This is a genomic window from Delftia sp. RIT313, assembly GCF_000632165.1.
Lineage (GTDB): Bacteria > Pseudomonadota > Gammaproteobacteria > Burkholderiales > Burkholderiaceae_C > Comamonas > Comamonas acidovorans.
Genome location: NZ_JFYT01000029.1, coordinates 92339 through 116687 on the forward strand (window position 1 = coordinate 92339; position 24349 = coordinate 116687).

At 67.8% G+C, this 24349-nt stretch carries 23 protein-coding genes and 1 rRNA gene; 5 read left to right on the forward strand and 19 right to left on the reverse strand.

The features are described from left to right. Positions 1 to 5: 5 nt before the first annotated feature. From BW39_RS04945 to BW39_RS04955, 3 genes are all read right to left on the reverse strand, one after another. Positions 6 to 755, reverse strand: coding sequence for a DUF4126 domain-containing protein (locus tag BW39_RS04945; RefSeq protein ID WP_043820273.1), 750 nt, complete (start codon positions 753 to 755; stop codon positions 6 to 8). A gap of 66 nt (positions 756 to 821) precedes the next feature. Beyond that, entirely contained in the window at positions 822 to 1607 is a 786-nt protein-coding gene (locus tag BW39_RS04950; protein WP_012207769.1) for an enoyl-CoA hydratase/isomerase family protein, read from the reverse strand. Positions 1608 to 1641: 34 nt separating this feature from the next. Continuing rightward, positions 1642 to 3249, reverse strand: a complete 1608-nt coding sequence (locus BW39_RS04955) for a carboxyl transferase domain-containing protein (RefSeq protein ID WP_043820276.1) — start codon at positions 3247 to 3249, stop codon at positions 1642 to 1644. 92 nt (positions 3250 to 3341) lie between these two features. Here BW39_RS04955 and BW39_RS04960 point away from each other — a divergent pair, with 92 nt between their 5' ends. Beyond that, entirely contained in the window at positions 3342 to 5075 is a 1734-nt protein-coding gene (locus BW39_RS04960) for a Na+/H+ antiporter (RefSeq protein WP_013800394.1), read from the forward strand. Positions 5076 to 5119: 44 nt separating this feature from the next. Here the strand turns inward: BW39_RS04960 and BW39_RS04965 are convergent, their stop codons facing one another. Further along, positions 5120 to 6838: an AMP-binding protein gene (locus BW39_RS04965; RefSeq protein WP_043820278.1), complete on the reverse strand. Its 1719-nt coding sequence runs from the start codon at positions 6836 to 6838 to the stop codon at positions 5120 to 5122. Between the two features lie 136 nt (positions 6839 to 6974). Between BW39_RS04965 and BW39_RS04970 the strand changes: the two genes are divergently transcribed. Both BW39_RS04970 and BW39_RS04975 read left to right on the forward strand, forming a co-directional pair. Further along, complete coding sequence (locus tag BW39_RS04970) at positions 6975 to 8051, forward strand: AraC family transcriptional regulator (RefSeq protein WP_016450029.1); 1077 nt, start codon at positions 6975 to 6977, stop codon at positions 8049 to 8051. 75 nt (positions 8052 to 8126) lie between these two features. Beyond that, positions 8127 to 8792: a glutathione S-transferase family protein gene (locus BW39_RS04975; protein ID WP_043820280.1), complete on the forward strand. Its 666-nt coding sequence runs from the start codon at positions 8127 to 8129 to the stop codon at positions 8790 to 8792. A gap of 19 nt (positions 8793 to 8811) precedes the next feature. On the opposite strand, the gene BW39_RS04980 is transcribed toward BW39_RS04975, so the two are convergent. Together BW39_RS04980 and BW39_RS04985 are read right to left on the reverse strand one after the other, a co-directional pair. Further along, positions 8812 to 9504 (reverse strand): HAD family hydrolase, encoded by a 693-nt coding sequence (locus BW39_RS04980; protein ID WP_043820282.1) that lies wholly within the window; start codon positions 9502 to 9504, stop codon positions 8812 to 8814. A 99-nt stretch (positions 9505 to 9603) separates the two neighbouring features. Continuing rightward, complete coding sequence (locus tag BW39_RS04985; RefSeq protein WP_043820284.1) at positions 9604 to 10656, reverse strand: hypothetical protein; 1053 nt, start codon at positions 10654 to 10656, stop codon at positions 9604 to 9606. A gap of 187 nt (positions 10657 to 10843) precedes the next feature. On the opposite strand from BW39_RS04985, the gene BW39_RS04990 reads away from it, so the two are divergent. Next, positions 10844 to 11581 (forward strand): response regulator, encoded by a 738-nt coding sequence (locus tag BW39_RS04990; RefSeq protein WP_012207777.1) that lies wholly within the window; start codon positions 10844 to 10846, stop codon positions 11579 to 11581. Here the strand turns inward: BW39_RS04990 and BW39_RS04995 are convergent. Next, on the reverse strand, positions 11551 to 13404 hold the full coding sequence (locus BW39_RS04995; protein ID WP_043820287.1) for a hybrid sensor histidine kinase/response regulator: 1854 nt from the start codon (positions 13402 to 13404) through the stop codon (positions 11551 to 11553). The genes BW39_RS04990 and BW39_RS04995 overlap by 31 nt on opposite strands. Beyond that, the gene (locus BW39_RS05000; protein WP_043820289.1) at positions 13388 to 13801 is read right to left on the reverse strand and encodes a YchJ family protein; all 414 of its coding nucleotides are present in this window, start codon (positions 13799 to 13801) and stop codon (positions 13388 to 13390) included. The genes BW39_RS04995 and BW39_RS05000 overlap by 17 nt, the downstream gene beginning before the upstream one ends. Before the next feature lie 166 nt (positions 13802 to 13967). Between BW39_RS05000 and BW39_RS05005 the strand changes: the two genes are divergently transcribed. Continuing rightward, positions 13968 to 14465: a DUF421 domain-containing protein gene (locus tag BW39_RS05005; protein ID WP_012207780.1), complete on the forward strand. Its 498-nt coding sequence runs from the start codon at positions 13968 to 13970 to the stop codon at positions 14463 to 14465. 21 nt (positions 14466 to 14486) lie between these two features. On the opposite strand, the gene BW39_RS05010 is transcribed toward BW39_RS05005, so the two are convergent. The 11 genes from BW39_RS05010 to rrf form a co-directional block, all read right to left on the reverse strand. Next, positions 14487 to 15278, reverse strand: a complete 792-nt coding sequence (locus tag BW39_RS05010; RefSeq protein ID WP_013800386.1) for an alpha/beta fold hydrolase — start codon at positions 15276 to 15278, stop codon at positions 14487 to 14489. A gap of 142 nt (positions 15279 to 15420) precedes the next feature. Next, positions 15421 to 16551: an acyl-CoA dehydrogenase family protein gene (locus BW39_RS05015; protein ID WP_043820291.1), complete on the reverse strand. Its 1131-nt coding sequence runs from the start codon at positions 16549 to 16551 to the stop codon at positions 15421 to 15423. 66 nt (positions 16552 to 16617) lie between these two features. Continuing rightward, positions 16618 to 17280, reverse strand: coding sequence for an SDR family oxidoreductase (locus BW39_RS05020; RefSeq protein WP_013800385.1), 663 nt, complete (start codon positions 17278 to 17280; stop codon positions 16618 to 16620). A gap of 28 nt (positions 17281 to 17308) precedes the next feature. Further along, the gene (locus BW39_RS05025) at positions 17309 to 17932 is read right to left on the reverse strand and encodes a pyridoxamine 5'-phosphate oxidase family protein (protein ID WP_034397418.1); all 624 of its coding nucleotides are present in this window, start codon (positions 17930 to 17932) and stop codon (positions 17309 to 17311) included. Positions 17933 to 18097: 165 nt separating this feature from the next. Beyond that, positions 18098 to 19285, reverse strand: a complete 1188-nt coding sequence (locus tag BW39_RS05030) for an acetyl-CoA C-acyltransferase (RefSeq protein ID WP_013800383.1) — start codon at positions 19283 to 19285, stop codon at positions 18098 to 18100. Between the two features lie 46 nt (positions 19286 to 19331). Continuing rightward, positions 19332 to 21119, reverse strand: coding sequence for a bifunctional isocitrate dehydrogenase kinase/phosphatase (gene aceK / locus BW39_RS05035; RefSeq protein WP_013800382.1), 1788 nt, complete (start codon positions 21117 to 21119; stop codon positions 19332 to 19334). A 33-nt stretch (positions 21120 to 21152) separates the two neighbouring features. Next, positions 21153 to 21815: a carbonate dehydratase gene (can, locus tag BW39_RS05040; protein WP_012207787.1), complete on the reverse strand. Its 663-nt coding sequence runs from the start codon at positions 21813 to 21815 to the stop codon at positions 21153 to 21155. Positions 21816 to 21870: 55 nt separating this feature from the next. Continuing rightward, positions 21871 to 23058, reverse strand: a complete 1188-nt coding sequence (locus BW39_RS05045) for an isovaleryl-CoA dehydrogenase (protein WP_034397421.1) — start codon at positions 23056 to 23058, stop codon at positions 21871 to 21873. Positions 23059 to 23101: 43 nt separating this feature from the next. Beyond that, positions 23102 to 23560: a PaaI family thioesterase gene (locus BW39_RS05050; RefSeq protein ID WP_043820295.1), complete on the reverse strand. Its 459-nt coding sequence runs from the start codon at positions 23558 to 23560 to the stop codon at positions 23102 to 23104. Positions 23561 to 23596: 36 nt separating this feature from the next. Then, positions 23597 to 23998: a MerR family transcriptional regulator gene (locus tag BW39_RS05055; RefSeq protein WP_013800379.1), complete on the reverse strand. Its 402-nt coding sequence runs from the start codon at positions 23996 to 23998 to the stop codon at positions 23597 to 23599. A 255-nt stretch (positions 23999 to 24253) separates the two neighbouring features. Next, positions 24254 to 24349: ribosomal RNA gene (rrf, locus tag BW39_RS29740) — 5S ribosomal RNA — on the reverse strand; the annotation flags it as partial.

Consider the following 24349-nt stretch of genomic DNA (forward strand, 5'->3'; position numbering starts at 1 on the left):
GGCGGCTATGGTTTTTGATTCATCGCGGGAGAGCCGCCCAACAGCGAGCGCAGGCGCTGCACCACGGCCTTGAGAAAGCGCCACAGCGCCCAGGTCAGCAGCCACAGGGCGATGACCACGACCAGCAGCACGGCGGCGAAGGCCAGCGGATGCGTGAGCGCCAGCCAGATCGCGCCCACCGAGGCACCGTCCTCCACCAGGCTCGCGCCCACGTTGGAAAACGGCTCCGGCGAGGTGTTGATGGCCGCGCGCGCCGTGCTCTTGGCCACCTGGCTGGACAGGGCCAGCGAGCCGCCCATCAGGGCTGCCATGGTGGCCATGGTCGCGCTGTCGGCGCCGAAGACGCCGGCCGCCAGCGCCGCGCCCGCAGGGATGCGAATCACGCTTTGCAGCAGGTCCCAGACCGAGTCCACGCCGGGGATCTTGTCGGCGAAGAACTCCACGAACAGCAGCGCGCCGCTGGCGAACAGCAAGGCCGGATGCTCCAGCACATGCAGCCCGCCCGGCAGCGCCACCCAGCCCAGCGCGCCCAGCAGCCCGGTCACGAAGACCACGGCGTAGAGCCTAAAGCCGCTGGCCCAGCCCAGTGCGGCGGCCAGCGCCAGCAGGCCGGCCATGTCCATGCCGCTGGTGGCCTGGCCCACGCGCTCGGCCACTTCGCCAGCCGCCTCGCTGACCGTGTGGTGCACGGCCGGGCCCGGGTACAGGCCCACGGACTGCAGCCACTGGACGAGGGAGTCGGTCAGGGTGCTCATGGTGTTGGCTCGGCGTTGGCTCGGCGTTGCTCGGTGGTGGCGCGATGAATGGGTAGCCCGCGCGTGTCAGGCCAGCCAGGCCGGCTTGCGCTTTTGCAGGAAGGCCTGCACGCCCTCCTTGCCCTCGGCGCTGGCGCGGATGTCGGCAATGCCTTCGACGGTGGCGGCGATCAGCTGCTCGTTGATCTCGCGCTCGGCCACGTCGATCACCAGGCGCTTGCAGGCGCGGGCGGCGGCGGGACCGGCGCTGACCAGGTGCTTGAGCAGGCCGTCCACGGCGTTGTCCAGCTCGTCGGCCGCCACCACGCGGTGCACGAAGCCGATGCGCAGCGCCTCGGCCGCGTCGAAGCGCTCACCGGTCAGGAAGTAGCGGTGGGCAGCGCGCGCGCCCATGGCGCGGATCACGTAGGGGCTGATGGTGGCGGGGATCAGGCCGATCTTCACCTCGGACAGGCAAAAGCCCGCGCCCTCGGCGGCCACGGCCATGTCGCAGGCAGCGACCAGGCCCATGCCGCCCGCATAGACATCGCCCTGCACGCGCGCGATGGTGGGCTGCGGGCATTCGTAGATCACGCGCAGCATTTCGGCCAGCAGGCCGGCGTCCTCGCGGTTCTCGTCGCGCGAGTAGTCGGCCATGCGGCGCATCCAGTTGAGGTTGGCGCCTGCGCAAAAGGCCGGGCCCTCGGCGGCCAGCACCACGGCGCGCACGTCGCTGCGCTTGCCCACGGAGTGGAAGGCCTGGGTGATGTCGGCGATGACCTCGTCGCTGAAGGCGTTGCGCACTTCGGGCTGGGTCAGCGTGATGGTGGCCAGGGGGCCCTGGAATTCGAGGGTCAGTGCGGTGGTTTTCATGAAGTACCTCGCTGCAAGGAAAGAGGGGCCGCCGTCACATGCGGAACACGCCGAAGCGCGTGTCCGCTATGGGAGCGTTGCGCGTGGCCGCCAGGCCCAGCGCCAGCACGCGGCGCGTGTCGGCAGGGTCGATGACGCCATCGTCCCACAGGCGCGCCGTCGCGTAATAGGGGTGGCCCTGATCCTCGTACTGCTGGCGGATGGGGGCCTTGAAGGCCTCTTCCTCCTCGGCCGTCCACTGGCCGCCCTTGGCCTCGATGCCGTCGCGCTTGACGGTGGCCAGCACGCTGGCCGCCTGCTCGCCGCCCATGACCGAGATGCGCGCGTTGGGCCACATCCACAGGAAGCGCGGCGAGTAGGCGCGGCCGCACATGCCGTAGTTGCCCGCGCCGAAGGAGCCGCCGATGATGATGGTGAACTTCGGCACGGCCGCCGTGGCCACGGCCGTGACCAGCTTGGCGCCGTGGCGGGCAATGCCTTCGTTCTCGTACTTGCGGCCCACCATGAAGCCCGTGATGTTCTGCAGGAAGACCAGCGGGATCTTGCGCTGGCAGCACAGCTCGATGAAGTGCGCGCCCTTGACCGCCGATTCGCTGAACAGGATGCCGTTGTTGGCGATGATGCCCACCTGCATGCCCTCGATGCGCGCAAAGCCGCAGACCAGGGTGGCGCCGAAGCGGGCCTTGAACTCGTCGAAGCGGCTGCCGTCCACCACGCGGGCGATGATCTCGCGCACATCGAAGGGCTTGCGCGTGTCCACGGGGATCACGCCGTACAGCTCGCCGCCATCGAACAGCGGCGCCTCGGGGGGCAGGTCGCCGGCCGCCGGCTGCTTGGCATGGTTGAGGTTGGCCACGGACTGGCGCGCCAGCGCCAGCGCGTGGGTGTCGTTGTGGGCCAGGTGGTCGGCCACGCCCGACAGGCGCGTGTGCACGTCGCCGCCGCCCAGGTCCTCGGCGCTGACCACCTCGCCCGTGGCGGCCTTCACCAGCGGCGGGCCGCCCAGGAAGATGGTGCCCTGGTTCTTGACGATGATGGACTCGTCGCTCATGGCCGGCACATAGGCGCCGCCGGCCGTGCACGAGCCCATGACCACGGCGATCTGGGCAATGCCCTGGGCGCTCATGTTGGCCTGGTTGAAGAAGATGCGGCCGAAGTGCTCGCGGTCGGGAAACACATCGTCCTGGTTGGGCAGGTTGGCGCCGCCCGAGTCCACCAGGTAGATGCAGGGCAGCCGGTTCTGTGCGGCGATCTCCTGGGCGCGCAGGTGCTTCTTCACCGTCATCGGGTAGTAGGTGCCGCCCTTCACCGTGGCGTCGTTGCACACGATCATGCAGTCCACGCCGCTGACGCGGCCGATGCCGGCGATCAGGCCCGCGCCGGGTGCATCGTTGCGGTACATGTTGAGCGCGGCCAGCGGCGCGATCTCCAGAAAGGGCGTGCCCGGGTCCAGCAGCATGGCCACGCGGTCGCGCGGCAGCAGCTTGCCGCGCGCCACGTGCTTGGCGCGCGCGGCCTCGCCGCCGCCCTCGGCGACCTTGGCCACCTGGGCCTGCAGGTCTTCGACCACGGCGCGCATGGCGGCGGCATTGGCCAGGAAGTCCGCCGAACGCGGATTGAGTTGGGTGCCCAGAATGCTCATGTGTGGCCTCTTCTTGTGTTTGCCCGATGCGGGCGCTTGGTTTTTTCGAATGTGCTGCAAAGAACGGCGGCCCGGGCTGGGGAAAATGCCGTATGCACACCGTTGAAATCGTCTTGCTCGTTTTGCTGCTGGGGGCACTGACCGGCATTGCCGCGCGCTATGTGCGCGCCATCCCGCTGCCGCTGATACAGATCGCCCTGGGAGCGCTGATCGCCTGGCCGCAAAAGGGCCTGCACATCGCCTTCGATCCCGAGCTGTTCCTGCTGCTGTTCATCCCGCCGCTGCTGTTTGCCGACGGCTGGCGCATCCCCAAGCGCGAGTTCTTCTCGCTGTACCGCCCCATCCTGCGCCTGGCGCTGGGCCTGGTGCTGTTCACGGTGGTGGGGCTGGGCTGGCTGATCCACTGGCTGGTGCCCGGCATGCCGCTGACCGTGGCCTTTGCGCTGGCCGCCGTGGTCTCGCCCACCGATGCCGTGGCCGTCTCGGCCATCACGCGCAACCTGGGCATGCCCGAGAAGACCATGCACATCCTCGAAGGCGAGTCCCTGCTCAACGATGCCTCGGGCCTGGTGGCGCTGAAGTTCGCCATTGCCGCCACGCTGACCGGCCTGTTCTCGTGGACCGAGGTGGCCAAGGAATTCATGTGGATGGCCCTGGGCGGCCTGGGCGTGGGCACGCTGATCGGCTGGGGCTTTTCCTATGCGCGCAGCACCATCACGCGCCGCCTGGGCGACGTGGCGGCCACGCAGATGGTGCTGCTGCTGATCCTGCTGCCCTTCGCCGCCTACATCGTGGGCGAAAAGATCGGCGTGTCGGGCATCCTGTCGGCCGTGGCCGCGGGCATTGCCACCAACTTCGCCGACTTGGAGCGCAGCAGCTACATCAGCGAGCGGCTGCAGACCGAGGGCACCTGGAGCATGGTGGAAGCCTCGTTCAACGGCGCCATCTTCCTGCTGCTGGGCCTGCAGCTGCCCTCCATCATCGGCGTGACGCTGCACGATGCGGGCAGCGAATGGTGGGTGCTGGTGGGCTATGTGGTGATCATCTCCAGCGCGCTGCTGCTGATGCGCTGGATCTGGCTGACCCTGGGCGTGCAGCGCAGCCTGGCACGCGCCCACTTCCAGGGAAAGATGGCAGAGCGCCCCTCGCACCTGCTGAACCTGGCCACCACCATGGCCGGCATACGCGGCGCCGTGACGCTGGCTGGCGCGCTGTCCGTGCCCATGCTGCTGAACAACGGCCAGCCCTTTCCGGGCCGCGAGATGCTGATCTTCCTGGCCACCGGCACCATCTTGTTCACCCTGGTGCTGGGCAGCATCGCGCTGCCGCTGATCCTGCGCCGCATGCCCCAGCCCGGCGAATCGCCCACGGTGCGCGAGGAGCGCCTGGCGCGCGTGGCCGCCTGCCAGTCCGCCATTGGCGGGCTGACGCTGAGCGAGGAAGAGATCCAGGGCCACACGCCCGAATGGGTGGCCATGCACCAGGAGGTCATGGGCCACCTGACGCAGGAGTACCGCAACCGCGTCCAGCTGCTGGACGACGGCAGCGGCACGGCCTCCAGCATCGAGATCCAGCGCGAGGCGCCCGAAGTCGTGCGCCAGCGCAAGCTGCGCTACCTGTTGGAGATCGAGCTGCGCCTGCGCTGCATCCACCAGGAGCGCGACGCGCTCTACGCCGAGCGCCAGGCCCACCGCATCAACGACGAGTCGCTGCGCCGCCTGGTCAGCGAGCTGGACATGCAGGAGATCTCGCTGCGCAAGCGCCTGGTGGTGGCGCGCCGCGCTGCAGCCTCGGCCGTGGCCGCGCCCGAGGGCGGCACGCACTAGGCGGCACGCGGTGGACAGCTGGCGGCAGCACATGAAAGCAGCCCTCAGGCGGTCCTGGCCGGACGCAGATCCAGCATGGCGATCATCTCGTCGCGGATCTTGAACTTCTGGATCTTGCCGGTCACCGTCATCGGGAAGGCCTCGACGAAGCGGATGTAGCGCGGCACCTTGTAGTGGGCGATCTGGCCCTTGCAGAAGTCGCGCACGCCGTCTTCGGTCAGCGTCTGTCCGGGCTTGACGATGATCCAGGCGCACAGCTCCTCGCCGTAGCGCACATCGGGCACGCCGACCACCTGCACGTCCTGCACCTGGGGATGGCGGTAGAGGAATTCCTCGATCTCGCGCGGGTAGATGTTCTCGCCGCCGCGGATCACCATGTCCTTGATGCGGCCGACGATGTTCACGTAGCCCTGCTCATCCATGGTGGCCAGGTCGCCCGTGTGCATCCAGGCATCGTCGTCGATGGCCTCGCGCGTGCGGGCCTCGTCCCCCCAGTAGCCATGCATGACCGAGTAGCCGCGCGTGCACAGCTCGCCCGAGACGCCGGGCGCCACGACCTCGCCCGTGGCCGGGTCGACGATCTTCACTTCCAGGTGCGGCTGCACCTTGCCTACGGTGGACACACGGCGCTCCAGCGGCGTGTCGGCATCGCTCTGGCAGCTGACGGGGCTGGTCTCGGTCATGCCGTAGGCGATGGTGATCTCGGACAGGTGCATGTCGCTGACCACGCGCTTCATCACCTCGATGGGGCAGGGCGAGCCGGCCATGATGCCGGTGCGCAGCGTGCTCAGGTCGAACTCCTTGAAGCGCGGGTGGTCCAGCTCGGCGATGAACATCGTGGGCACGCCGTGCAGACCCGTGCAGCGCTCGGCCTGCACGGTCTCCAGCACCAGCAGCGGATCGAATCCGTCATTCGGGTAGACGATGGCCGAGCCATGCGTGAAGCAGGCCAGGTTGCCCAGCACCATGCCGAAGCAGTGGTACAGCGGCACGGGAATGCACAGCCGGTCCTCGGGCGTCAGCCGCATGCACTCGCCGATGAAAAAGCCGTTGTTCAGAATGTTGCGGTGGGTCAGCGTGGCGCCCTTGGGAAAGCCCGTGGTGCCGCTGGTGAACTGGATGTTGATGGGGTCGGTGTTCTTCAGCGTGGCGGCCACGGCGTCGATGCGCGCATCCTGCGCATCACCGCGCGCCAGCAGGCTGGAAAAGCGCAGCATGCCGGGCTGCTCTTCGCCCTGCCCTGCCACGTCGATCCAGACCACGCTGCGCAGCTGGGGCAGGCGCGCGCAATGCAGGCGGCCGGGCTCGGCCGTGGCCAGCTCTGGTGCCAGTTCGCGCAGCATGCCCAGGTAGTCGCTGGTCTTGAACTGCGCCATGGTCACCAGCGCCTTGCAGCCGACCTTGTTGAGCGCGTACTCCACCTCGGAGGTGCGGTAGGCCGGATTGATGTTGACCAGCACCAGGCCGACCTGGGCCGTGGCCAGCTGCATCAGCACCCATTCGGCGTTGTTGTGCGACCAGATGCCGACGCGATCGCCCTTGTCCAGCCCCAGGCCCAGCAGCGCGCTGGCCAGGCGGCGCGCCTCGGTGTGCAGGCCGGCATAGCTGTAGCGCAGGCCCTGGTGGCGGCTGACCAGGGCCTCGCGATCGGGCTGGCGGGCCGCCATGTCGGCAAAGAAGTCGCCGATGGTCTGCTCGATCAGCGGCACATCGGTGCGGCCTTGGGCATGGCTGGAAGCGAGCGGGGCGTTCTGGGCGGGCATGCGTTGTCTCCTGTGTCGTCGGCGGCGCCTGGGACGGGCAAATGCAGTGGCCTGCCCCGTCACGGCAGCTATTGCGTGGCAGCATAAGGGCCAACCCCGAGCAGAACAGGCCACGAAGGTTGCAATAATTGCCAGCATGTTCACCCCCTCGCTGGTCAAGACCCCCCTGCCCCAGGCGGCCGCCACCATGGCCTCCGCACACCCTGCAGTCACGCCCATGGCCTTTGTGCAGGCCATTATGCTGGCCTACGAACGCCGGGGCATCAGCGCCCTGTCCGCCCTGGAGAAGGCACAAATCGCGCCAGACTCCGTCAAAGAGCGCAACGAGTGCATCACGGCGCTGCAGATGGAGGCACTGTCCGATGCCGCCATGCGCGAACTCGACGACGAGGCCCTGGGCTGGTTCTCCCGGCGCCTGCCCTGGGGCAGCTACGGCATGCTGGCACGCGCCAGCATGGGCAGCGAGCAGCTGGGCCTGGCGCTGGCGCGCTGGTGCCGCCACCATGGCCTGCTGGCCGACGACATCCGCCTCACGCTGACGCAGGAAGACGGCTTGGCCACGCTGGCCATCGAGGAGCTGTCCACGCTGGGCGCCATGCGCGAGTTCTGCCTGCTGTCGGTGCTGCGCAATATCCACGGCCTGGCCAGCTGGTTCATCGATGAGCCGCTGCCGCTGCGGCGCGCCTGCTTTCCCTTCGATCCCCCGCCGCATGCGGGCGTGTATGCGCTGCTGTTCCCGCCGGGCGAGGTGGAGTTTGGCGCGGCCCGGGCCTGCCTCCAGTTCGACGCGCGTTTTCTGGATATGCCGCTGACGCGCGACGAGCCTGCGCTGCAGCGCATGCTGCAGCGCGCCCTGCCGCTGCAGGTGCGCCCCTACCGGCGCGAGCGCCAGCTGGTGCAGCGCGTGCGCCAGCTGCTGGCGGCCGACGCCGAATGCCTGCAGACGGCCGACACGCTGGCGCGCCAGCTGCACCTGTCCCAGCGCAGCCTGCATCGCCAGCTCAAGGAAGAAGGCGCCTCGCTGCAGGCGCTCAAGGACGAGGTGCGGCGCGAGCGTGCCGTGGCGCTGCTGCTGCGCACCAGCCGGCCCATCAAGCGCATCGCCCAGTCCTGCGGCTTTCTCAACGACAAGAGCTTCATCCGCGCCTTCCGGCTGTGGACGGGGCTGTCGCCTTCCGAATTCCGCAAGAGCGCGCGAGCCCGGCCCGAGTGAGGGCAGCGCGCATCCTGGCGCGATTTGCATCCTGCGCGACAGCCGCCGTCCGCGCATCTGGCCTAGGCTTTGCGCATGCACCATCTCCACCACTGCGTCAGCGCGCGCTCCTTCCGCGCGCTGTGGATGCTCGAAGAACTGCAGCTTCCCTACACGCTGCACATGCTGCCGTTTCCGCCGCGCGTGCTGCAGCGCAGCTACCTGGAGCTCAACCCGCTGGGCACGGTGCCGCTGCTGCGCCACGGCGAGGCCAGGCTGACCGAGTCAGCCGCCATCTGCGAATACCTGGCCGCCCTGCACCCCGGGGCGGGCCTGTCCGTGCAGCCGCAGGAGGTGGGCTTTGCGGCCTACCTCAACTGGCTGCACATGAGCGATGCCACGCTGACCTTCCCGCAGACCCTGGTGCTGCGCTATGCGCACTTCGAGCCGGCCGAACGGCGCCAGCCCCAGGTGGCCCAGGACTACCAGCGCTGGTTCCTCGCGCGGCTGCGCGCCGTGGAGCAGGCCGTGGAGCAGCGCGACTGGCTCACGGCAGACCGCTTCACCGCTGCCGACGTGGCTGTGGGCTATGCGCTGATGCTGTCGGCGCACCTGGAGATGGAGCCGCAATGGGGGCCTGCCACCCAGGCCTACTGGCAGCGCCTGCAGCAGCGGCCCGCCTTCCAGCGGGCGCTGCAGGCCGAGCAGCAGGCCGCGCGTGCGCAGGCCGTGGACGAGACGCCTTCGCCGCGGCTGCGCTAGGGCCGGCTCAAGCCCAAGCTCAAGCGCTGACGCTGGCCTGCCCGATGGCGCGCAGCATGGCGGGCAGCTCGCCCATGTCGCCGAACACGCAGCTGGCGCCGGCCTCGAGCAGTTGCTCGGCCGATGCGTGGCCCTGGTCGGCCGGGAAGTAGCCCCAGACCGTGGCGCCTGCGGCCACGCCGGCGGTGACGCCGGTCACCGTGTCCTCGATGACCAGGCAGCGCGCCGGCTCCACGCCCAGGGCGGCGGCGGCGGCCAGGTACACATCGGGAAATGGCTTGCTGCGCGGCAGCTCATGGCCGCTGAAGACGCGGCCCTCGAAATACGGGGCCATGCCGACCTGGGCCAGCTGCATCTCCACCTTGGCGCGGTCCGCGCCCGAGGCGCAGGCGATGCGGCCAGCGCACAGCGCATGGGATTCGCTGACGGCGGACAGCGCGCCGTCAATGGCCACCAGCTCGGCGCGCAGCGCGGCGTTGCGGCGCTCGTAGAAGGCGGCCATCCATGCGTCGGTCAGCGGCTTGCCGGTGCGCGCCTCGATCAGCGCGGCCTGGCTGCGCACGGTCTTGCCGATGAATTCGCGCAGGCATTCCTCGGTGCTGATGGGCCAGCCCGATTCATTGAGCATGGTGCACAGCACGCGGTTGGTGATGGATTCACTGTCGACGAGCACGCCGTCACAGTCGAAGAGCACGGCCTCGAAAGCAGTCATGGATGGATTCTCGAAACAAACTGAGCAAGGGCGCCCTGGGGCGCCCTTGCTGCGGAAAATGGCCGGATTATGCGCCGGCCGCGCATGCCTGTGCCCTGCTCAGGGGAAGGATGCACCGGCCAGCGGATGGACCATGCGCTTGACGTTGCGCACCGAGATGGAATGGAACTGGCCATCGTCGGTAACCACATCGCCGAAGGCGAAAAAGCCTTCGGCCGCGTTGCGGTTGAACTGCTCCAGGCGCTGCGCGAGGCTGGCGTTGTTGGACACGGATTCGAGGCGGTACTCGATGGCTCCCTGCTGGTCGCCGCTCTTTTCGTACAGCTGCACGCCTTCGGTATTGCCGCGCAGCACCAGGGCGCCACGCAGCAGGTGGCCCTTGGCACCCATCTCGTCCAGGCGCTGCTTCAGCGCCGTGCCGTTGGCCATGCCGAAGGGCGCGGCCAGGGCGAACACCGCGTACTCGAAGGCCGGTGCCTTGGAGTCCTTGACGTAGAGGTTGAACATCTCGTCGCCCGAGATCAGCGGGCCCGTGTAGCGGAACCCCCGGCCGCTCATCTCGGCCAGTTGCTGCGTGAAGCCGGACGTGTCCAGCGCACCCACGGCGGGGCGCGTCTCGTAGCTGTAGGTGGCGGCGGCGCTGCTGCTGCGCACATAGAGGTTGCGCAGGTCCTGCGTGCTGCTGGGGAACGCCATGCCCGACTTGTACAGGTAGCCCTGCGCGCCCTGCGCATTGAGCTGGGCCACCAGGGCCGAGACGCCCGCCACGTCGGCCACCATGCGGTAGTCCAGGCGCGTGCCGGTGTGGGCCGTGTCGGTGACGTAGAAGTCACCGATGGGAACGGGGAACGTCGTGCCGCCCGAGGCCAGGCTGTAGGTGAAGGCATAGCCTTGCGCCCCCAGCGTGTTCATGGCGGACAGGGCCGCGTCGAAGTTTTCGGCAGCCGTCTCCATGCGGTACTGGCCGGTCACCGGGGTCGTCGTGCCGCCGCCGGGGTTGCCGGGCGTGCCGGGGTTGCCGGGATTTCCGCCATTGCCGGGATCTCCGCCGCCCGGTTCTCCCGATCCACCACCACCGCCGCCGCCACAGGCGGCCAGGGTTCCCAGAAGCATCAATGCCGCACTGCGGCGCGTGAGCTGTACCATCTTCATGACTATCTCCCCTTCTCGTTGAATACGTGCCCGTTCCATGCGGAATCTCAGGGCATCGGCGGCGATTTTGGGGAGTTGGCCGACATCCGGTCACCCCCCGGCCGGGGGGTAATCGTTACGATGTGCGCAAGGTGTATCCGGGCGCGCCCTGGCGCTCCAGCCCTTTCGACATGCCTTTGCGCGGACCATGCACAGCCATCCCCTCCTGACCGATTCCTCCTGTCTCCAATCGGGGCGCTATGCCCTGGTGATCGACGACCACCCGCTGACGGCCATGGGCGTGTCCGAGTTCCTGAAACAATTCGGCCTGTCCGAAGTCCATGCCGTGGCCGATGCGGGCGAAGGCCTGCAGTGCATGGCCGGCAGGGGATCGCCGCATCTGGCCATCGTGGATTTCTGGCTGGGTGCCAGCGCGGGCACGGACGTGGTGCGCGAAATCCGCACGCTGGCGCCCGCCTGCCGCGTGCTCATGACCAGCGGCGACACGCATGGCGCGATTGCCCTGAAGGCACGCGCGGCCGGGGCCCATGGCTTTGTGCTCAAGTCCCAGCCGCCGCAGGTGCTGCAGCAGGCCGTGGCGGCCCTGCTGCGCGGCGAGACCTGGTTCCCCGCCGCCCCGCTGGCGCCGCAGTCACCGGGCGGCGCCCATGCCATCCGCATGACGGCGGCCGAGCTGGGCCTCACCCCGCGCCAGGCCCAGGTGCTGGATCTGGTGCTGCGCGGCCTGCCCAATCCCAGCATTGCGCAGTTGCTGCATCTGTCGCCGCACACGGTCAAGGAGCATGTGGCCGGCGCCCTGCAGCGCCTGGGCGTGCACAGCCGCATCGACGCCATCACGCGCATGCAGGGCATTGCGCTGGAGCTGCCGCCCTCCGTGCCGCCGACCGATACGGTTCAGGCGCCGGCCACGGCCAGCCTGCGCTGAAGCAGGGCCAGCAGCGCCAGCGGGTCCACGGGCTTGCGCAGCAGCAGATAGCCCAGTTCCTGCGCCTCCTGCTCCAGCGCCGGTGACGGCTCGCCACTGAGCAGGGCGCCCGCCGCCTGCGGCGCTTGCGCCAGCACGTTCTGCAGCAGCGCAAAGCCGTTCTCGCCCTGGGCCAGATGGTGGTCGCACAGCACGAAATCGGGGTGCTGCCCCGCCGCCAGCCAGTCGGCCACCTCGCGGCCTGTGGCAGCCACATCCACCTGCAGCCCCCAATCGCGCAGCAGGCCGGCCAGGGCCCGCGCCACCTGCGCATCGTCATCGACCACCCAGCACCGGCCCTGGAGCAGGGGCGGCCGGGCCTGCGCCTGCGGTCCCTCGGACGGTCCCTCGGACTGCGGCAAGGCCGCCTGCACATTCAGGCTGGACGGCAATTGCAGCCAGAAGCAGGACCCCCGCCCCGGCGTGGACAGCAGGCCGTGCTCCACGCCCATGCGCCGCGCGGCTGCGGCCACGACGGCCAGGCCCAGGCCCTGGCTGCTCACGCCGGGCAGGTGGTCGGCCGCAGGCTGGGCCGCGCGCCGGGCCGCCTGGCCTGAGCGCGCGCGAAAGTGCGGTGCGAAGACATGGGGCCGGTCTTCGGCCGCAATGCCCAGGCCCGTGTCCCAGACCTCGATGCGCCAGCCCCCGCCGTGCACGCGGGCGGCCAGCAGCACCCCGCCGCGTTGGGTGTAGCGCAGGGCGTTGTGCAGCAGGTTGAACACCATCTGGCGCAGCAGGGCCTCGTCGGCACGCACCAGGCTGTCCATGCCGCGCGCCACGCGCCAGCGCAGCACCAGCCCGCGCTGCCGCGCCTCGGCCGCGAACAGGCGCGTGGCATCGCCCAGCAGAATGCGCAGGTCCATCACCTGGGCGCGCAGCTCCCAGGTGCCGTTCTCCAGGCGCGACAGGTCCAGCAGGTCGTTGCACATGGTGCCCAGCGACTGGGCACAGGCCTGGGCATCGTCAAGCACGCCTGCCAGTGCGCCGTCGGCATTGCGCTGGCGGGCGGTTTCCACCAGCAGGCCCAAAGCATGCAGCGGTTGGCGCAGGTCATGGCTGGCGGCCGACAGGAAGCGGCTCTTGGCCTCCAGCGCCTGTTCGGCCTGCTCCTTGGCGGCCAGGTAGCGCTCGGCCAGCAGCTGGCGGTCACGCTCCTGCGCCCATTGCTGCAGCATGAGCTGGCGCGCCCCCCAGGCATGGCGCGCGATGGTGGCGCCATACAGCATGAGCAGCGGCAGCAGGTACAGGCCCCTGTTCGGGAAGTACCAGACCACGGCCAGCAGCATGGCGCCGTACAGCACGCCGAAGAAGCGCTTGAACACGGCAGCCGCCGGCGCCAGGAAGGTGGCGGCCGAGGCCACGACGCCGCACAGCACCAGGTAGATGAAAAGCCGGAATTCATGGCCGCTGCCATGGGTCAGCGGTATCGCCAGCGCCCAGGAACCGGCGTTGAGCAGGGCCATGCGGCCCATCACGCGTTCCCAGCGCTGCAGCCGCGCTGGCAACTCGGCCGATGGCACGGCAGCACCCAGGTCCCGGCGCAACTGGCGCCGCAACCCGACAAAGACGCAGGCCATGAACGCCATGCCCAGCCACCACATCAGCAGCGGCGCCTGGAAGGCACCCGTTTCGTGCCGCTGCAGCCAGACCACGATGCCGGGGATGATGAGGGCCGCCGCCTCGGACGAGCCCCGCGATGCGATGGACAGCAGCAGCCGCTGGCGCTGCTGCAGTTTCCACAGCGGCTCGGCAGGGCCGCCGCCGTGTTCAGAACTGGTCGCCATCCACGTAGAGCCAGCGCCCGGCTTCGCGCACGAAACGGCTGCGCTCATGCAGGCGCACGGCGCGGCCACCCACGCGGTAGCGCGCGACGAATTCCACCTCGGCACTGTCCTCGCCGGTGCTGCGGAAGTCCTTGACCGCCAGCCCCAGCCAGCGTGCCGAAGGCTCGAAGTCCAGCGTGGCGGGCCGCTGGCTGGCGTGCCAGGTGGCCAGCAGATAGGCGGTGTCCTCGCGCACGAAGGCGCTGTAGCGCGAGCGCATCAACGCCTGGGCGTCGGGCGCAGGGCAGTCGCCGAAATGGTCCAGGTAGCGGCCGCAGCAGGCATCGAAGGCCAGGGGACGGCCCTTGGCATCCTGAAGACCGCAGGGACAGGCCGGGGAGGTGGCGGCAGCGCTCATAGCGGCTGGCCCTGCGGAACTTGCGGAACTTGCGGAATTTGGGGGAGGACGGCGCGGGAGCAGGAATGCATGTCAGTCACGGCCGCCTTGCTGCGACCGGGTTCTTGATGGAGGACAGGCGGGCCATGATACTGACCGCGGGCCCTCGGGCCTGTAAGGAGAGCCCATGTTTTCAATGTCGGTCCCATGGTGGGAGTTCGTGGTGCGCGGCGTGGCCGTCTACCTGTTTTTGCTGGTGTTCCTGCGCCTGACCGGGCGGCGCCAGACGGGGCAGTACGCGCCGTTCGACCTGGTGCTGCTGCTCATCCTGTCGAATGCGGTGCAGAACTCCATGAATGCCGGGGACAACTCGCTGATCGGCGGCATGGTCTCGGCCTCCACGCTGATCCTGTGCCATCTGCTGCTGTCCTGGCTGACCTTTCGCTTTCCCGCGCTGGAGCGGCTCATCGACGGCAAGGCCAAGGCCCTGATCAGGGACGGACACCTGAACAAGGACCTGATGCGCGAGGAACGCATCACGCGCGACGATATCGAGGCCGCGCTGCGCGCGGGCGGCTGCCTGCACCTGCGCGAGGTGGAGCGCGCCACGCTGGAGACCGACGGCAGCATCACCGTCGTCCTGCGCCGCCGCGACAGCGAGAACGACGGCGATCCGCCGGTCTGACCCCCTGCCCGGCAGGCTCTGTCAGTCGAGCTGCTCCAGGAAGCGCTCGATGGCCAGGTTCACGGGCTGCGGATGCGTGAGGTTGGCCGCATGGCCGGCACCCGGCACCTCCACCCACTGCGCCCTGGGCAAGGCCTTGGCCATGGCGCGTGCACGGTCGGGCGCGATGGCGGTGTCGTCCGTGCCATGGATGACCAGGGCCGGCACATGGATGTCGGGCAGGCGTGGGCTGATGTCATCGCGCTGGGCCAGCGCCAGAAAGCTCTGCCCCAGGTTGATGGGCGTGGCCTTCTTCCATTTGGCACGCCAGGCGGCCGCGCCGCTCCAGCCCTGGCCCAGGATGGTGCGCTCCACCGTGGTCGCCATGTCGTCGCTGAGGCCATGCTCCATCCAGGCGCGCAGCAAGGCTTCGTGGTGGGGCATCTGCTCGGGGTCTTCCAGCATGGCCTGGGTGTCGATCAGCACCAGCGCGCGCACGATCTCGGGGTGGATGAGCGCGCAGCGCAGCGACAGATAGCCGCCCTGCGACATGCCCACCAGCACCGCGCGCTCCACGCCCAGGTGCTCGAGCAGGGCGGCCAGGTCGTCGGCCGAGTCGTAGTAGTCGAAGGGGGCGCACTGCTCGGGGTCTGCCGTCTGGCCATGGCCGCGCTCGTCCCAGCTGATGCAGCGAAAGCGCCCTTGCAGTGCCTGGACCTGGGGAGCGAACATGGTGTGGTCCATGAGCAGCCCGTGCGAAAACACCAGGACCGGGCCTCTACCGCCCGTGTCCTCGTAGTACAGGTTCTGGCCGTTGACGGAAGCGATGGGCATGTCGGGATCTCCTGCGAAGGTGGTCACAAACCTGCCGGAAACGGCCGCCCGCCTCTCTCGGGCACCGTGCCGGCGATGCTCCATGCTAAGCCCTGCGGGTGTCAGGGCCATCCGGCCCGACCCGCAGCGTGGGGGATTGGCCTCAGGCCAGGGCGCGCTGGATGAGAATTTTCTGCACGTCGCTCGTGCCTTCGTAGATCTGGCAGACGCGCACGTCGCGGTAGATGCGTTCCACGGGGAAGTCGCTGACCACGCCATAGCCGCCCAGGGTCTGGATGGCGGAGCTGCACACGCGCTCGGCCATTTCGCTGGCGAACAGCTTGGCCATGGCCGCTTCCTTGAGGCAGGGCAGGCCGGCATCGCGCAGGCTGGCCGCATGCCAGATCAGCTGGCGCGCGGCCTCGATCTGCGTGGCGCAGTCGGCCAGGCGAAAGCCCACGGCCTGGTGGTTGAAGATGGGCTGGCCGAAGCTCTCGCGCTCCTTGGAGTACTGCAGCGCGCAATCGAAGGCCGCACGCGCCATGCCCACGCTTTGCGCGGCAATGCCGATGCGCCCTCCTTCCAGCGCCGACAGCGCAATCCTGTAGCCCTCGCCCTCGGCGCCGATGAGGTTGGCGGCGGGGATGCGGCAGCCCTCGAACTGGATCTGGGCCGTGTCCGAACTGTGCTGGCCCAGCTTGTCCTCCAGCCGCAGCACCTGGTAGCCGGGTGCGGAGGTCGGAACGATGAAGGCGCTCATGCCGCGCTTGCCAGCAGCCTTGTCGGTGACGGCGATGACGATGGCCACGTCGCCGTTCTTGCCGCTGGTGATGAACTGCTTGACGCCGTTGATCACGTAGTCGCTGCCGTCGCGCGTGGCCGTGGTGCGCAGCGCCGAGGCATCCGAGCCCACATGCGGCTCGGTCAGGCAGAAGGCGCCCAGCATCTCGCCGCGCGCCAGCGGCGCCAGCCATTGCTGCTTTTGCGCCTCGCTGCCGTAGCGCATGAGGATGGCGTTGACGGGGCAGTTGGTCACGCTGATCACCGTGCTGGTGCCGCCGTCGCCGGCTGCGATTTCCTCCAGCACCAGGGCCAGGCTCAGGTAGTCAAGGCCGGCGCCGCCGTACTCCTCGGGCACGCAGATGCCGTAGGCGCCCAGCGCCGCCAGGCCCTGGTGCACGTTCTTGGGAAAGTGGTGTTCCTTGTCCCAGCGTGCGGCATGGGGCGTGATCTCGGTGCGCACGAAGTCGCGCACCGCATCACGGATCATTTCCTGGTCTGCGTTGAGCAGCATGTCTTGTCTCCTGATTCTTGTTTCGTTGTTCGTTGTCCGTTGCGCCGGTCGGATCTGCCGTCGGATCTACCAGGCGATGCGCTGCCCGTCATGCCTCAGCATGCGGCCCCGGTCGGCCGGCGTGACGCCGGCCAGCGTGCGCACCAGGCCCTGCACGCTTTGCTCCACGGTGAAGGTGGCAGCCGCGCCACCCATGTCGGTCTGCACCCAGCCCGGGTCCAGCGCGACCACGGTGGCGCCCGGCCATTGCGGCTGGGCGCTGGCCACGACCATGTTGAGCGCAGCCTTGCTGACGCGGTAGAGCCAGGCGTCGGATTCGGCGTCGGCCAGCAGCGACATCTGGCTGGAGAACAGGCCGAACACGCCGCCCGCCGCCTCGACCAGCGGCGCCACCTGGGGCAGCACCTGCATGGCGCCCAGCACATTGGTGTGCATGACGCGGTCGAACTGCTCGCGCGTGGGCGGCGTGGCCGAGCTGTGAGCATCCCACACTCCGGCCACATACAGCGCCAACTCGATCTTCTCGCCGTCGAGCTGCCAGGCCAGGCCGCTGACGCTGGCCGGATCGGCCACATCCACCAGCAGCACCTTGGCGCCCGTGGCCTCGACGCGCTCGCGGTCGGCCTCGCTGCGCACCGTGGCGACCACGCTGCGGCCCTGGGCCGCATAGGCCTCCACCAAGGCAAAACCAAGCCCGCGCGAGGCTCCCAACACCAGAGTGACTGCCATGTCTTTCGACCTTTCAAATGGAATGCGGTCAGCGGCCCTGCTCGTCCGCGATCTGCTTTTCGTAGCGCTCGACCATGGCCTCCTGCGTCTCGGTGGGCGCAGGCAGGCCGATCTGCTGGTGGACCATCTGGTTCACCGAGGGCATGACGTTGCGCGACACCTGGGACTCTGGCTTCCAGAGCCGGGCGCGCATCAGGGCCTTGGCACAGTGCAGATAGGCCTCCTGCACCTGGATCTCCAGAACGATCTTGGGCCGGAAGCCTTCGCTGGCGAACAGCGCCGTGTAGTGGGCCTCGTCGCGCAGCTTGGCCACGCCGTTGACGCGCAGGGTCTCGTCGAAACCCGGCACCATGAACAGCAGGCCGATGCGCGGATCGGCGATCAGGTTGCTGAAGCTGTCCAGACGGTTGTTGCCGCCCGAATCGGGAATCAGCAGCGTCTGGTTGTCGGGCGCCTTGATGAAGCCCGGCTTGCCGCCGCGCGGCGAGGCATCCATCATCGCGCCCGCCCCGCCCCCCGTGGCCACGATGCACAGCGGCGACAGCGCGATGAAGCGCAGGCAATGCCGGTCCAGGTCCACCTGCTGCTTGAGCAAGGCCCTTTCGGCCGGCATGGCATACAGGCTGCGCAACTGTTCTTCGCTGGTGATCATGGTCGAGAGGTTAAGGTAATAGCGGATCGGCCGATCCAAGTCTAGCTCTCTGGACGTCTGTGGCGCTGCCCATAAAACTGGCGCAATGCAAATCAGAGACACCGAGGAAGGGCCGCCCCGCACCGAGGGTGTCGTCCCCCTTTCAGGGGGAGGGCGCGCAGCGCCTCAGGGGGTGACCATTTCTATCGCCATGGCTGTTCCCTCGCCGCCGCCTATGCACAGCGTGGCCAGGCCGCGCTTGCCGCCGCGCGCCTGCAGGGCGTGCAGCAGCGTGACCAGAATGCGCGCGCCGCTGGCGCCAATGGGGTGACCCAGCGCACAGGCGCCGCCGTTGACGTTGACCTTGTCGCGCGGCACGCCCAGCTCGGCCATCAGGGCCATGGGCACGACAGCAAAGGCTTCGTTGACTTCCCACAGGTCCACGTCCGCCGCCGTCCAGCCAGCCTTCTTGAGGGCCTTCTGCGTGGCGCCCACGGGGGCCGTGGTGAACCATTCGGGCTCCTGGGCATGCGTGGCATGGGCGACGATGCGCGCCAGCGGCTTGCAGCCCAGTTCCTTGGCCGTGGACTCGCGCATCAGCACCAGGGCGGCGGCGCCGTCGTTGATGCTGGAGCTCGATGCGGCCGTGATCGTGCCGTCCTTCTTGAAGGCGGGCTTGAGGCTGGAAATCTTGTCCAGCTTGGCCTTGGCCGGGCCTTCGTCGATGCTGACGGTGACGTCGCCCTTGCGCGTGGAGACGGTGACGGGCGTGATCTCGGCGGCGAAGGCTCCGCTTTCCGTGGCCGCCTGGGCGCGCTTGACGCTTTCGATGGCGTAGGCGTCCTGCTGCTCGCGCGTGAAGTGGTATTTGGCGGCGCAGTCCTCGCCAAAAGTGCCCATGGAGCGGCCAGGCTCGTAGGCGTCCTCCAGGCCGTCGAGCATCATGTGGTCATAGACCTTGTCGTGGCCCATGCGGTAGCCGCCACGGCCCTTCTTGAGCAGGTAGGGCGCATTGGTCATGCTCTCCATGCCGCCGGAGACCACGACATCGCGGCTGCCTGCGACCAGCTGGTCGTGCGCCAGGATGGTGGCCTCCATGCCGGCGCCGCACATCTTGGACAGGGTCACGGCGCCCGTGCTGCGTGGCAGGCCGCCCTTGAAGCCGGCCTGGCGGGCGGGCGCCTGGCCCTGGCCCGCCATCAGGCAGTTGCCGAACAGAACTTCGTCCACTTTCTCGGGCGCCACGCCCGCGCGCTGCACGGCCGCCTTGATGGCAGCGCCGCCCAGATCATGGGCCGCGAGGTCGGCGAAGTCGCCCTGGAAGGCGCCCATGGGGGTGCGGGCTGCGCCGACGATGACGATGGGGTCTTGCATGCTTGTCTCCTGGGTTGTCGTGATGGTGAAAGAAAGGGAAAACGGGTCAGGCCAGCCAGCGGCTGCGCTCGTAGGGGAAGACATCGTGGACATGGCCTTCGCGGATGCGCTGCTGGTGCGCCTGCCAGAAGGCGGGGTCGAGCAGGTCGGCATGGTGGCGCATGAAGACTTCGCGCACGGCCGGGTTGCCCAGCAGAAAGGGCGCGAAGGTTTCCGGGAACACATCGCGCGGGCCCACGGGGTACCAGACCTCGCCGCTGAGCTCGTCCTCCTCGTTGCGCGGCGCGGGCACCTGGCGGAAGTGGCAGTCGGTCAGGTATTCGATCTCGTCGTAGTCGTAGAACACCACCTTGCCGCCGCGCGTGATGCCGAAGTTCTTCCACAGCATGTCGCCCGGAAAGATGTTGGCCGCGACCAGATCCTTGATGGCATTGCCGTACTCGATCACGGCGCTCTCCAGGCGCTGCCGCGGTGCCGGCAGGTCCAGCCCGTCATCGAAGCACTCCTGCAGCAGCATGTTCAGCGGCACCATGCGCCGCTCTATGTAGAGGTGGGAGATGATGACCTCCTGCCGGCCATCGCCGTCGCGGTCGCTGATCTCGACCTGGCTGGGCGCATGCTCCAGGATCTCGGCGATCAGCGCATCCGAAAAGCGCTCGCGCGGGAAGGCGACCAGGCTGTACTCCAGCGTGTCGGCCATGCGCCCCACGCGGTCGTGCTGCTTGACCAGGCGGTACTTGGCCTTGACCTGTTCGCGCGTGATCTCCTTGGGCGCGGCGAAGCGGTCCTTGATGAGCTTGAACACATAGGGAAAGCTGGGCAGGTCGAACACCAGCATGACCATGCCCTTGATGCCGGGCGCGATGCGGAACTGGTCGCGCGAATGCCGCAGGTGGTGCAGGAAGTCGCGGTAGAACAGCGTCTTGCCCTGCTTGGCCAGGCCCAGGGCGTTGTACAGCTCGGCGCGCGGCTTGCGCGGCATGAGGCTGCGCAGGAACTGCACGTAGGCGCTGGGCACGTCGGTATCGACCATGAAGTAGGCGCGCGCAAAGCTGAACAGGCCGTGGAAGTCCTTCTCGCCGAAAAGGGCCGCATGCAGCACCAGCCGGCCGTTGTCGCCGTGCAGGATGGGCACGGCCCAGGACAGCTCGGCAAAGCCGTTGATGATCTTGCCGACGATGTAGGCGCCCTTGTTGCGGAAAAACAGGCTGGACAGCACCTGGATCTGGAAGTTGGCGTACAGGCGCATGGCCTGCAGCTGCGGCTCCAGGCGCTCGGCCAGGCGGGCGATGTCGCGCTCCAGGTCCTCGAAGGGGCGCTGCAGCGCGAATTGCTCCACGACTTCGCGCAGCGTCTGCGGCAGCGTCTCGCGCGTGGGGTAGAAGGCCAGGTAGGCCGGGCGCGCAGCCGGCTCCTGGTTCTCTATGTATTCCGTGCTGACGGCGGGCCGCACGAAGATGAAGTCGTTGTGGAAATGCGTGCGGTGCAGGATCTTGGTGGTGACCGAGTTGAAGAAGGTCTCGGCCAGCTCCGGCTGCAGGTGGTTGACCATGAGCCCGATGTAGTGGCGCTTGATCTGCTGCCAGACCGGCATGGGCTGGGCGCCCGCCGCAAATTCCTTTTCCAGCCGGCGCACGCATTCGCGCACGCGCAGGTCGTAGAACTCGATGCGCTCGCGCTGGGCACGCTGCTGGCCCAGCCAGTCGGCGGTTTCGAAGCGGTGCTTGGCGCGGGCGGATTCGGCGCGGAACAGGCGGTAATGGCGGTTGAAGCCATCCATCATCGCCCGCGCGATGTCATGGGCAAGCAGGGTGTCCTGGGCAGGCATCGGCATGAAGTCTCCCGGGGTCCCGCCTGCCATGGCCGCTCAGTCGCGCTGGCGGCTGGCGACCAGCTCGACAGCCTCGGCATGGATGTTGGCGATGCCGCCGACACCGGGCACGGTCATCTGCAGATTGGTGATCAGGCCGTCCTTGAGGCCATAGCACCAGCCGTGCAGCGTGACCTTCTGGCCGCGCGCCCAGGCATCCTGCATCACCGTGCTCTGCGCCACATTGATGACCTGCTCGATGGCATTGAGTTCGCACAGCGCATCGTGGCGCCATTGCGGAGACAGGCTGGCCAGCAGCGCCTGGTGCTTGTCGCGCACATCCTTCACATGGCGGATCCAGTTGTCGGCCAGGCCCACGCGCACATCTTCCAGTGCCGCCAGCACGCCGCCGCAGCCATAGTGGCCCACGACCATCAGGTGCTCGACCTTGAGCTGGTCCACCGCGTACTGGATGGTGGACAGGCAGTTCAGGTCGCTGGGCACGACCACGTTGGCCACGTTGCGGTGCACGAACACCTCGCCGGGCTCCAGGCCCGTGATCTGGTTCGCAGGGACGCGGCTGTCGGAACAGCCGATCCACATGTAGCGGGGTTTTTGCTGCGACAACAGCCCGGTGAAGAAACCGGGCCGGTCACGCTCCATCTGCTGGGCCCATTCGCGGTTATGGACAAACAGTTCTTCGATGGAGGTTGTGCTCATAAGCAATCCTTTTGTTGGGTCAAACTCAAGAACGGCGCGGCAGGCGGGTGCGGGATCAGCAGGTCTCTGCGAACAGCTCGCGGCCGATCAGCATGCGACGGATCTCGCTGGTGCCGGCGCCGATCTCGTAGAGTTTCGCATCCCGCCAGAGGCGACCCAGTGGGTATTCGTTGATATACCCATTACCTCCATAGATTTGAACGCCTTCGCCGGCCATCCATGTCGCCTTCTCGGCGCACCACAAAATGACGCTGGCACAGTCCTTGCGAACCTGGCGAACATGCTCCGTTCCCAGCAGATCGAGGTTTTTGGCGACCGTATAGGCAAATGAGCGGCCCGCTTGCAGCACGGTGTACATGTCCGCCACCTTGCCCTGGATGAGCTGGAACTCGCCAATGCTCTGGCCGAACTGCTTGCGGTCATGGATGTAGGGCACGACGTTGTCCATCACCGACTGCATGATGCCCAGCGGCCCGCCGGTCAGCACGGCACGCTCGTAGTCCAGGCCGCTCATCAGCACCTTGGCGCCGTTGTTCAGGCCGCCCAGCACGTTCTCGGCCGGGACCTCGACGTTCTCGAACACCAGCTCGCCCGTGTGGCTGCCACGCATGCCCAGCTTGTCCAGCTTCTGGGCAATGGAAAATCCCTTCATGCCCTTCTCGATCAGGAAGGCGGTCACGCCGCGGGCGTTCAGCTCGGGCTCGGTCTTGGCGTAGACCACCAGGGTGTCGGCATCGGGACCATTGGTGATCCACATCTTGGTGCCGTTGAGCAGGAAGTAGCCGCCCTTGTCCTCGGCCTTGAGCTTCATGCTGATCACGTCCGAGCCGGCGCCGGGCTCGCTCATGGCCAGCGCGCCCACATGCTCGCCGCTGATCAGCTTGGGCAGGTACTTGGCCTTTTGCGCCTCGTTGCCGTTGCGGTTGATCTGGTTCACGCAAAGATTGCTGTGCGCGCCATAGGACAGGCCCACCGAGGCACTGGCACGCGAGATTTCCTCCATCGCCACCATGTGGGCCAGGTAGCCCATGTTGGCGCCGCCGTACTGCTCGGACACGGTGATGCCCAGCACGCCCAGATCGCCAAACTTGCGCCACAGGTCCATGGGGAACTGGTCGTCGCGGTCGATCTCGCCGGCGCGCGGTGCAATCTCGGCCTGTGCGAACTCGCGCACGGCATCGCGCAGCGCGTCGATGTCCTCGCCCAGTTGGAAGTTCAGGCCCGGCAGGTTGGAAAGGCTCATCTCGTGTCTCCTGTGGAAATTTGGTGAAAAAACGCCGCCCGGCTCAGTCGGCCAGATCGCGGCCCTGCACGCACATCAGCGTGCAGCCCATGGTGGCAATCAGTTTTTCGCGGCCTTCGTCGATGGCATAGGCGCGCCCCTCGGTCACGGTGATCGTGCGGCCAGGCTTGATCACCCGGCCTTCCATGCGAAAGTGCTGGCCCTTAGCGGGGGCCAGCAGATTGATCTTGAATTCGATGGTGAGCACGGCAGCATCGGCCGGCATCAGGGTCAGCCCTGCATAGCCGCAGGCGGAATCCAGCGCCGTGGAAACCATGCCGGCATGCAAAAAGCCATGCTGCTGCGTCAGCCCGGGCGCCCAGTCCAGGCAGACATCGACGGCGCCGGGCTCCAGCAGGGACAGCTCGGCGCCCAGGGTGTGCATCGCGCCCTGGCGTGCAAAGCTGTCTCGCACACGGCGGGCAAAGTCGCTGTTGGCAGGTTCCAGGCGGAGCACGGTCAAGGCAAGCCTCACAAATTACGTTTACGTAAACGTCAATTATGAAGCATTTTTCCCATCCAGGTGTTTCAACAGAGTGCGAGCCTCGGATTCCTGCTCTCGCACCTCGGCCAGGTTGGCCTGCAGGTCGGCCAGGCGGTCCTCGAGCTGGCGGCGATGCACAGCCAGCACTTCCAGGAATTTGCGCAGCTGCACGCCCGTGTCGCGGGGGCTGTCGTAGAGATCGATGATCTCCTTGGCTTCGTTCAGAGAAAGTCCCAGCCGCTTGGCCCGCAAGGTCAGGCGAAGACGTGTGCGATCACGCGCACTGTAGACGCGATTGCGCCCGCCAGGCCCGGCGCGCTCGGGCTCAAGCAAGCCCATGTCTTCATAGAAGCGGATGGCCCGGGTCGTGAGATCGAACTCCTTGGCAAGATCGCTGATGGTGTAGGTGGTCGACATGGCTGGAGAGTCCGCCAGCATCCACAGCCGGCGGCCATGGGAATGCGACGTTGACGTTAACGTCAATGCTAGCGGAATTGGCCACAGGAAACTGCGCCGGATGTTGCATCCGGGTGCGGGAATAAAAAGAGAGCGCGTCAGCGCTCTCTTTTTTTGGGATGTCCGTTTTGGCTGTTCAGCCTGTTTCTCCATTTCCTGCAGCCCAATGCAAAAAACCCCGTAGCTTTGGGCTACGGGGTTTCTTGGGCTGTAAGAGCCTGACGATGACCTACTTTCACACGGGAACCCGCACTATCATCGGCGCAAAGTCGTTTCACTGTCCTGTTCGGGATGGGAAGGAGTGGTACCAAC

Bases quoted from the DNA above. Each gene is read 5' to 3' on its own strand.
- BW39_RS04945 (WP_043820273.1), bottom strand. From the start codon at position 755: ATGAGCACCCTGACCGACTCCCTCGTCCAGTGGCTGCAGTCCGTGGGC.
- BW39_RS04950 (WP_012207769.1), bottom strand. From the start codon at position 1,607: ATGAAAACCACCGCACTGACCCTCGAATTCCAGGGCCCCCTGGCCACC.
- BW39_RS04955 (WP_043820276.1), bottom strand. From the start codon at position 3,249: ATGAGCATTCTGGGCACCCAACTCAATCCGCGTTCGGCGGACTTCCTG.
- BW39_RS04960 (WP_013800394.1), top strand. From the start codon at position 3,342: ATGCACACCGTTGAAATCGTCTTGCTCGTTTTGCTGCTGGGGGCACTG.
- BW39_RS04965 (WP_043820278.1), bottom strand. From the start codon at position 6,838: ATGCCCGCCCAGAACGCCCCGCTCGCTTCCAGCCATGCCCAAGGCCGC.
- BW39_RS04970 (WP_016450029.1), top strand. From the start codon at position 6,975: ATGTTCACCCCCTCGCTGGTCAAGACCCCCCTGCCCCAGGCGGCCGCC.
- BW39_RS04975 (WP_043820280.1), top strand. From the start codon at position 8,127: ATGCACCATCTCCACCACTGCGTCAGCGCGCGCTCCTTCCGCGCGCTG.
- BW39_RS04980 (WP_043820282.1), bottom strand. From the start codon at position 9,504: ATGACTGCTTTCGAGGCCGTGCTCTTCGACTGTGACGGCGTGCTCGTC.
- BW39_RS04985 (WP_043820284.1), bottom strand. From the start codon at position 10,656: ATGAAGATGGTACAGCTCACGCGCCGCAGTGCGGCATTGATGCTTCTG.
- BW39_RS04990 (WP_012207777.1), top strand. From the start codon at position 10,844: ATGCACAGCCATCCCCTCCTGACCGATTCCTCCTGTCTCCAATCGGGG.
- BW39_RS04995 (WP_043820287.1), bottom strand. From the start codon at position 13,404: ATGGCGACCAGTTCTGAACACGGCGGCGGCCCTGCCGAGCCGCTGTGG.
- BW39_RS05000 (WP_043820289.1), bottom strand. From the start codon at position 13,801: ATGAGCGCTGCCGCCACCTCCCCGGCCTGTCCCTGCGGTCTTCAGGAT.
- BW39_RS05005 (WP_012207780.1), top strand. From the start codon at position 13,968: ATGTTTTCAATGTCGGTCCCATGGTGGGAGTTCGTGGTGCGCGGCGTG.
- BW39_RS05010 (WP_013800386.1), bottom strand. From the start codon at position 15,278: ATGCCCATCGCTTCCGTCAACGGCCAGAACCTGTACTACGAGGACACG.
- BW39_RS05015 (WP_043820291.1), bottom strand. From the start codon at position 16,551: ATGCTGCTCAACGCAGACCAGGAAATGATCCGTGATGCGGTGCGCGAC.
- BW39_RS05020 (WP_013800385.1), bottom strand. From the start codon at position 17,280: ATGGCAGTCACTCTGGTGTTGGGAGCCTCGCGCGGGCTTGGTTTTGCC.
- BW39_RS05025 (WP_034397418.1), bottom strand. From the start codon at position 17,932: ATGATCACCAGCGAAGAACAGTTGCGCAGCCTGTATGCCATGCCGGCC.
- BW39_RS05030 (WP_013800383.1), bottom strand. From the start codon at position 19,285: ATGCAAGACCCCATCGTCATCGTCGGCGCAGCCCGCACCCCCATGGGC.
- aceK (WP_013800382.1), bottom strand. From the start codon at position 21,119: ATGCCGATGCCTGCCCAGGACACCCTGCTTGCCCATGACATCGCGCGG.
- can (WP_012207787.1), bottom strand. From the start codon at position 21,815: ATGAGCACAACCTCCATCGAAGAACTGTTTGTCCATAACCGCGAATGG.
- BW39_RS05045 (WP_034397421.1), bottom strand. From the start codon at position 23,058: ATGAGCCTTTCCAACCTGCCGGGCCTGAACTTCCAACTGGGCGAGGAC.
- BW39_RS05055 (WP_013800379.1), bottom strand. From the start codon at position 23,998: ATGTCGACCACCTACACCATCAGCGATCTTGCCAAGGAGTTCGATCTC.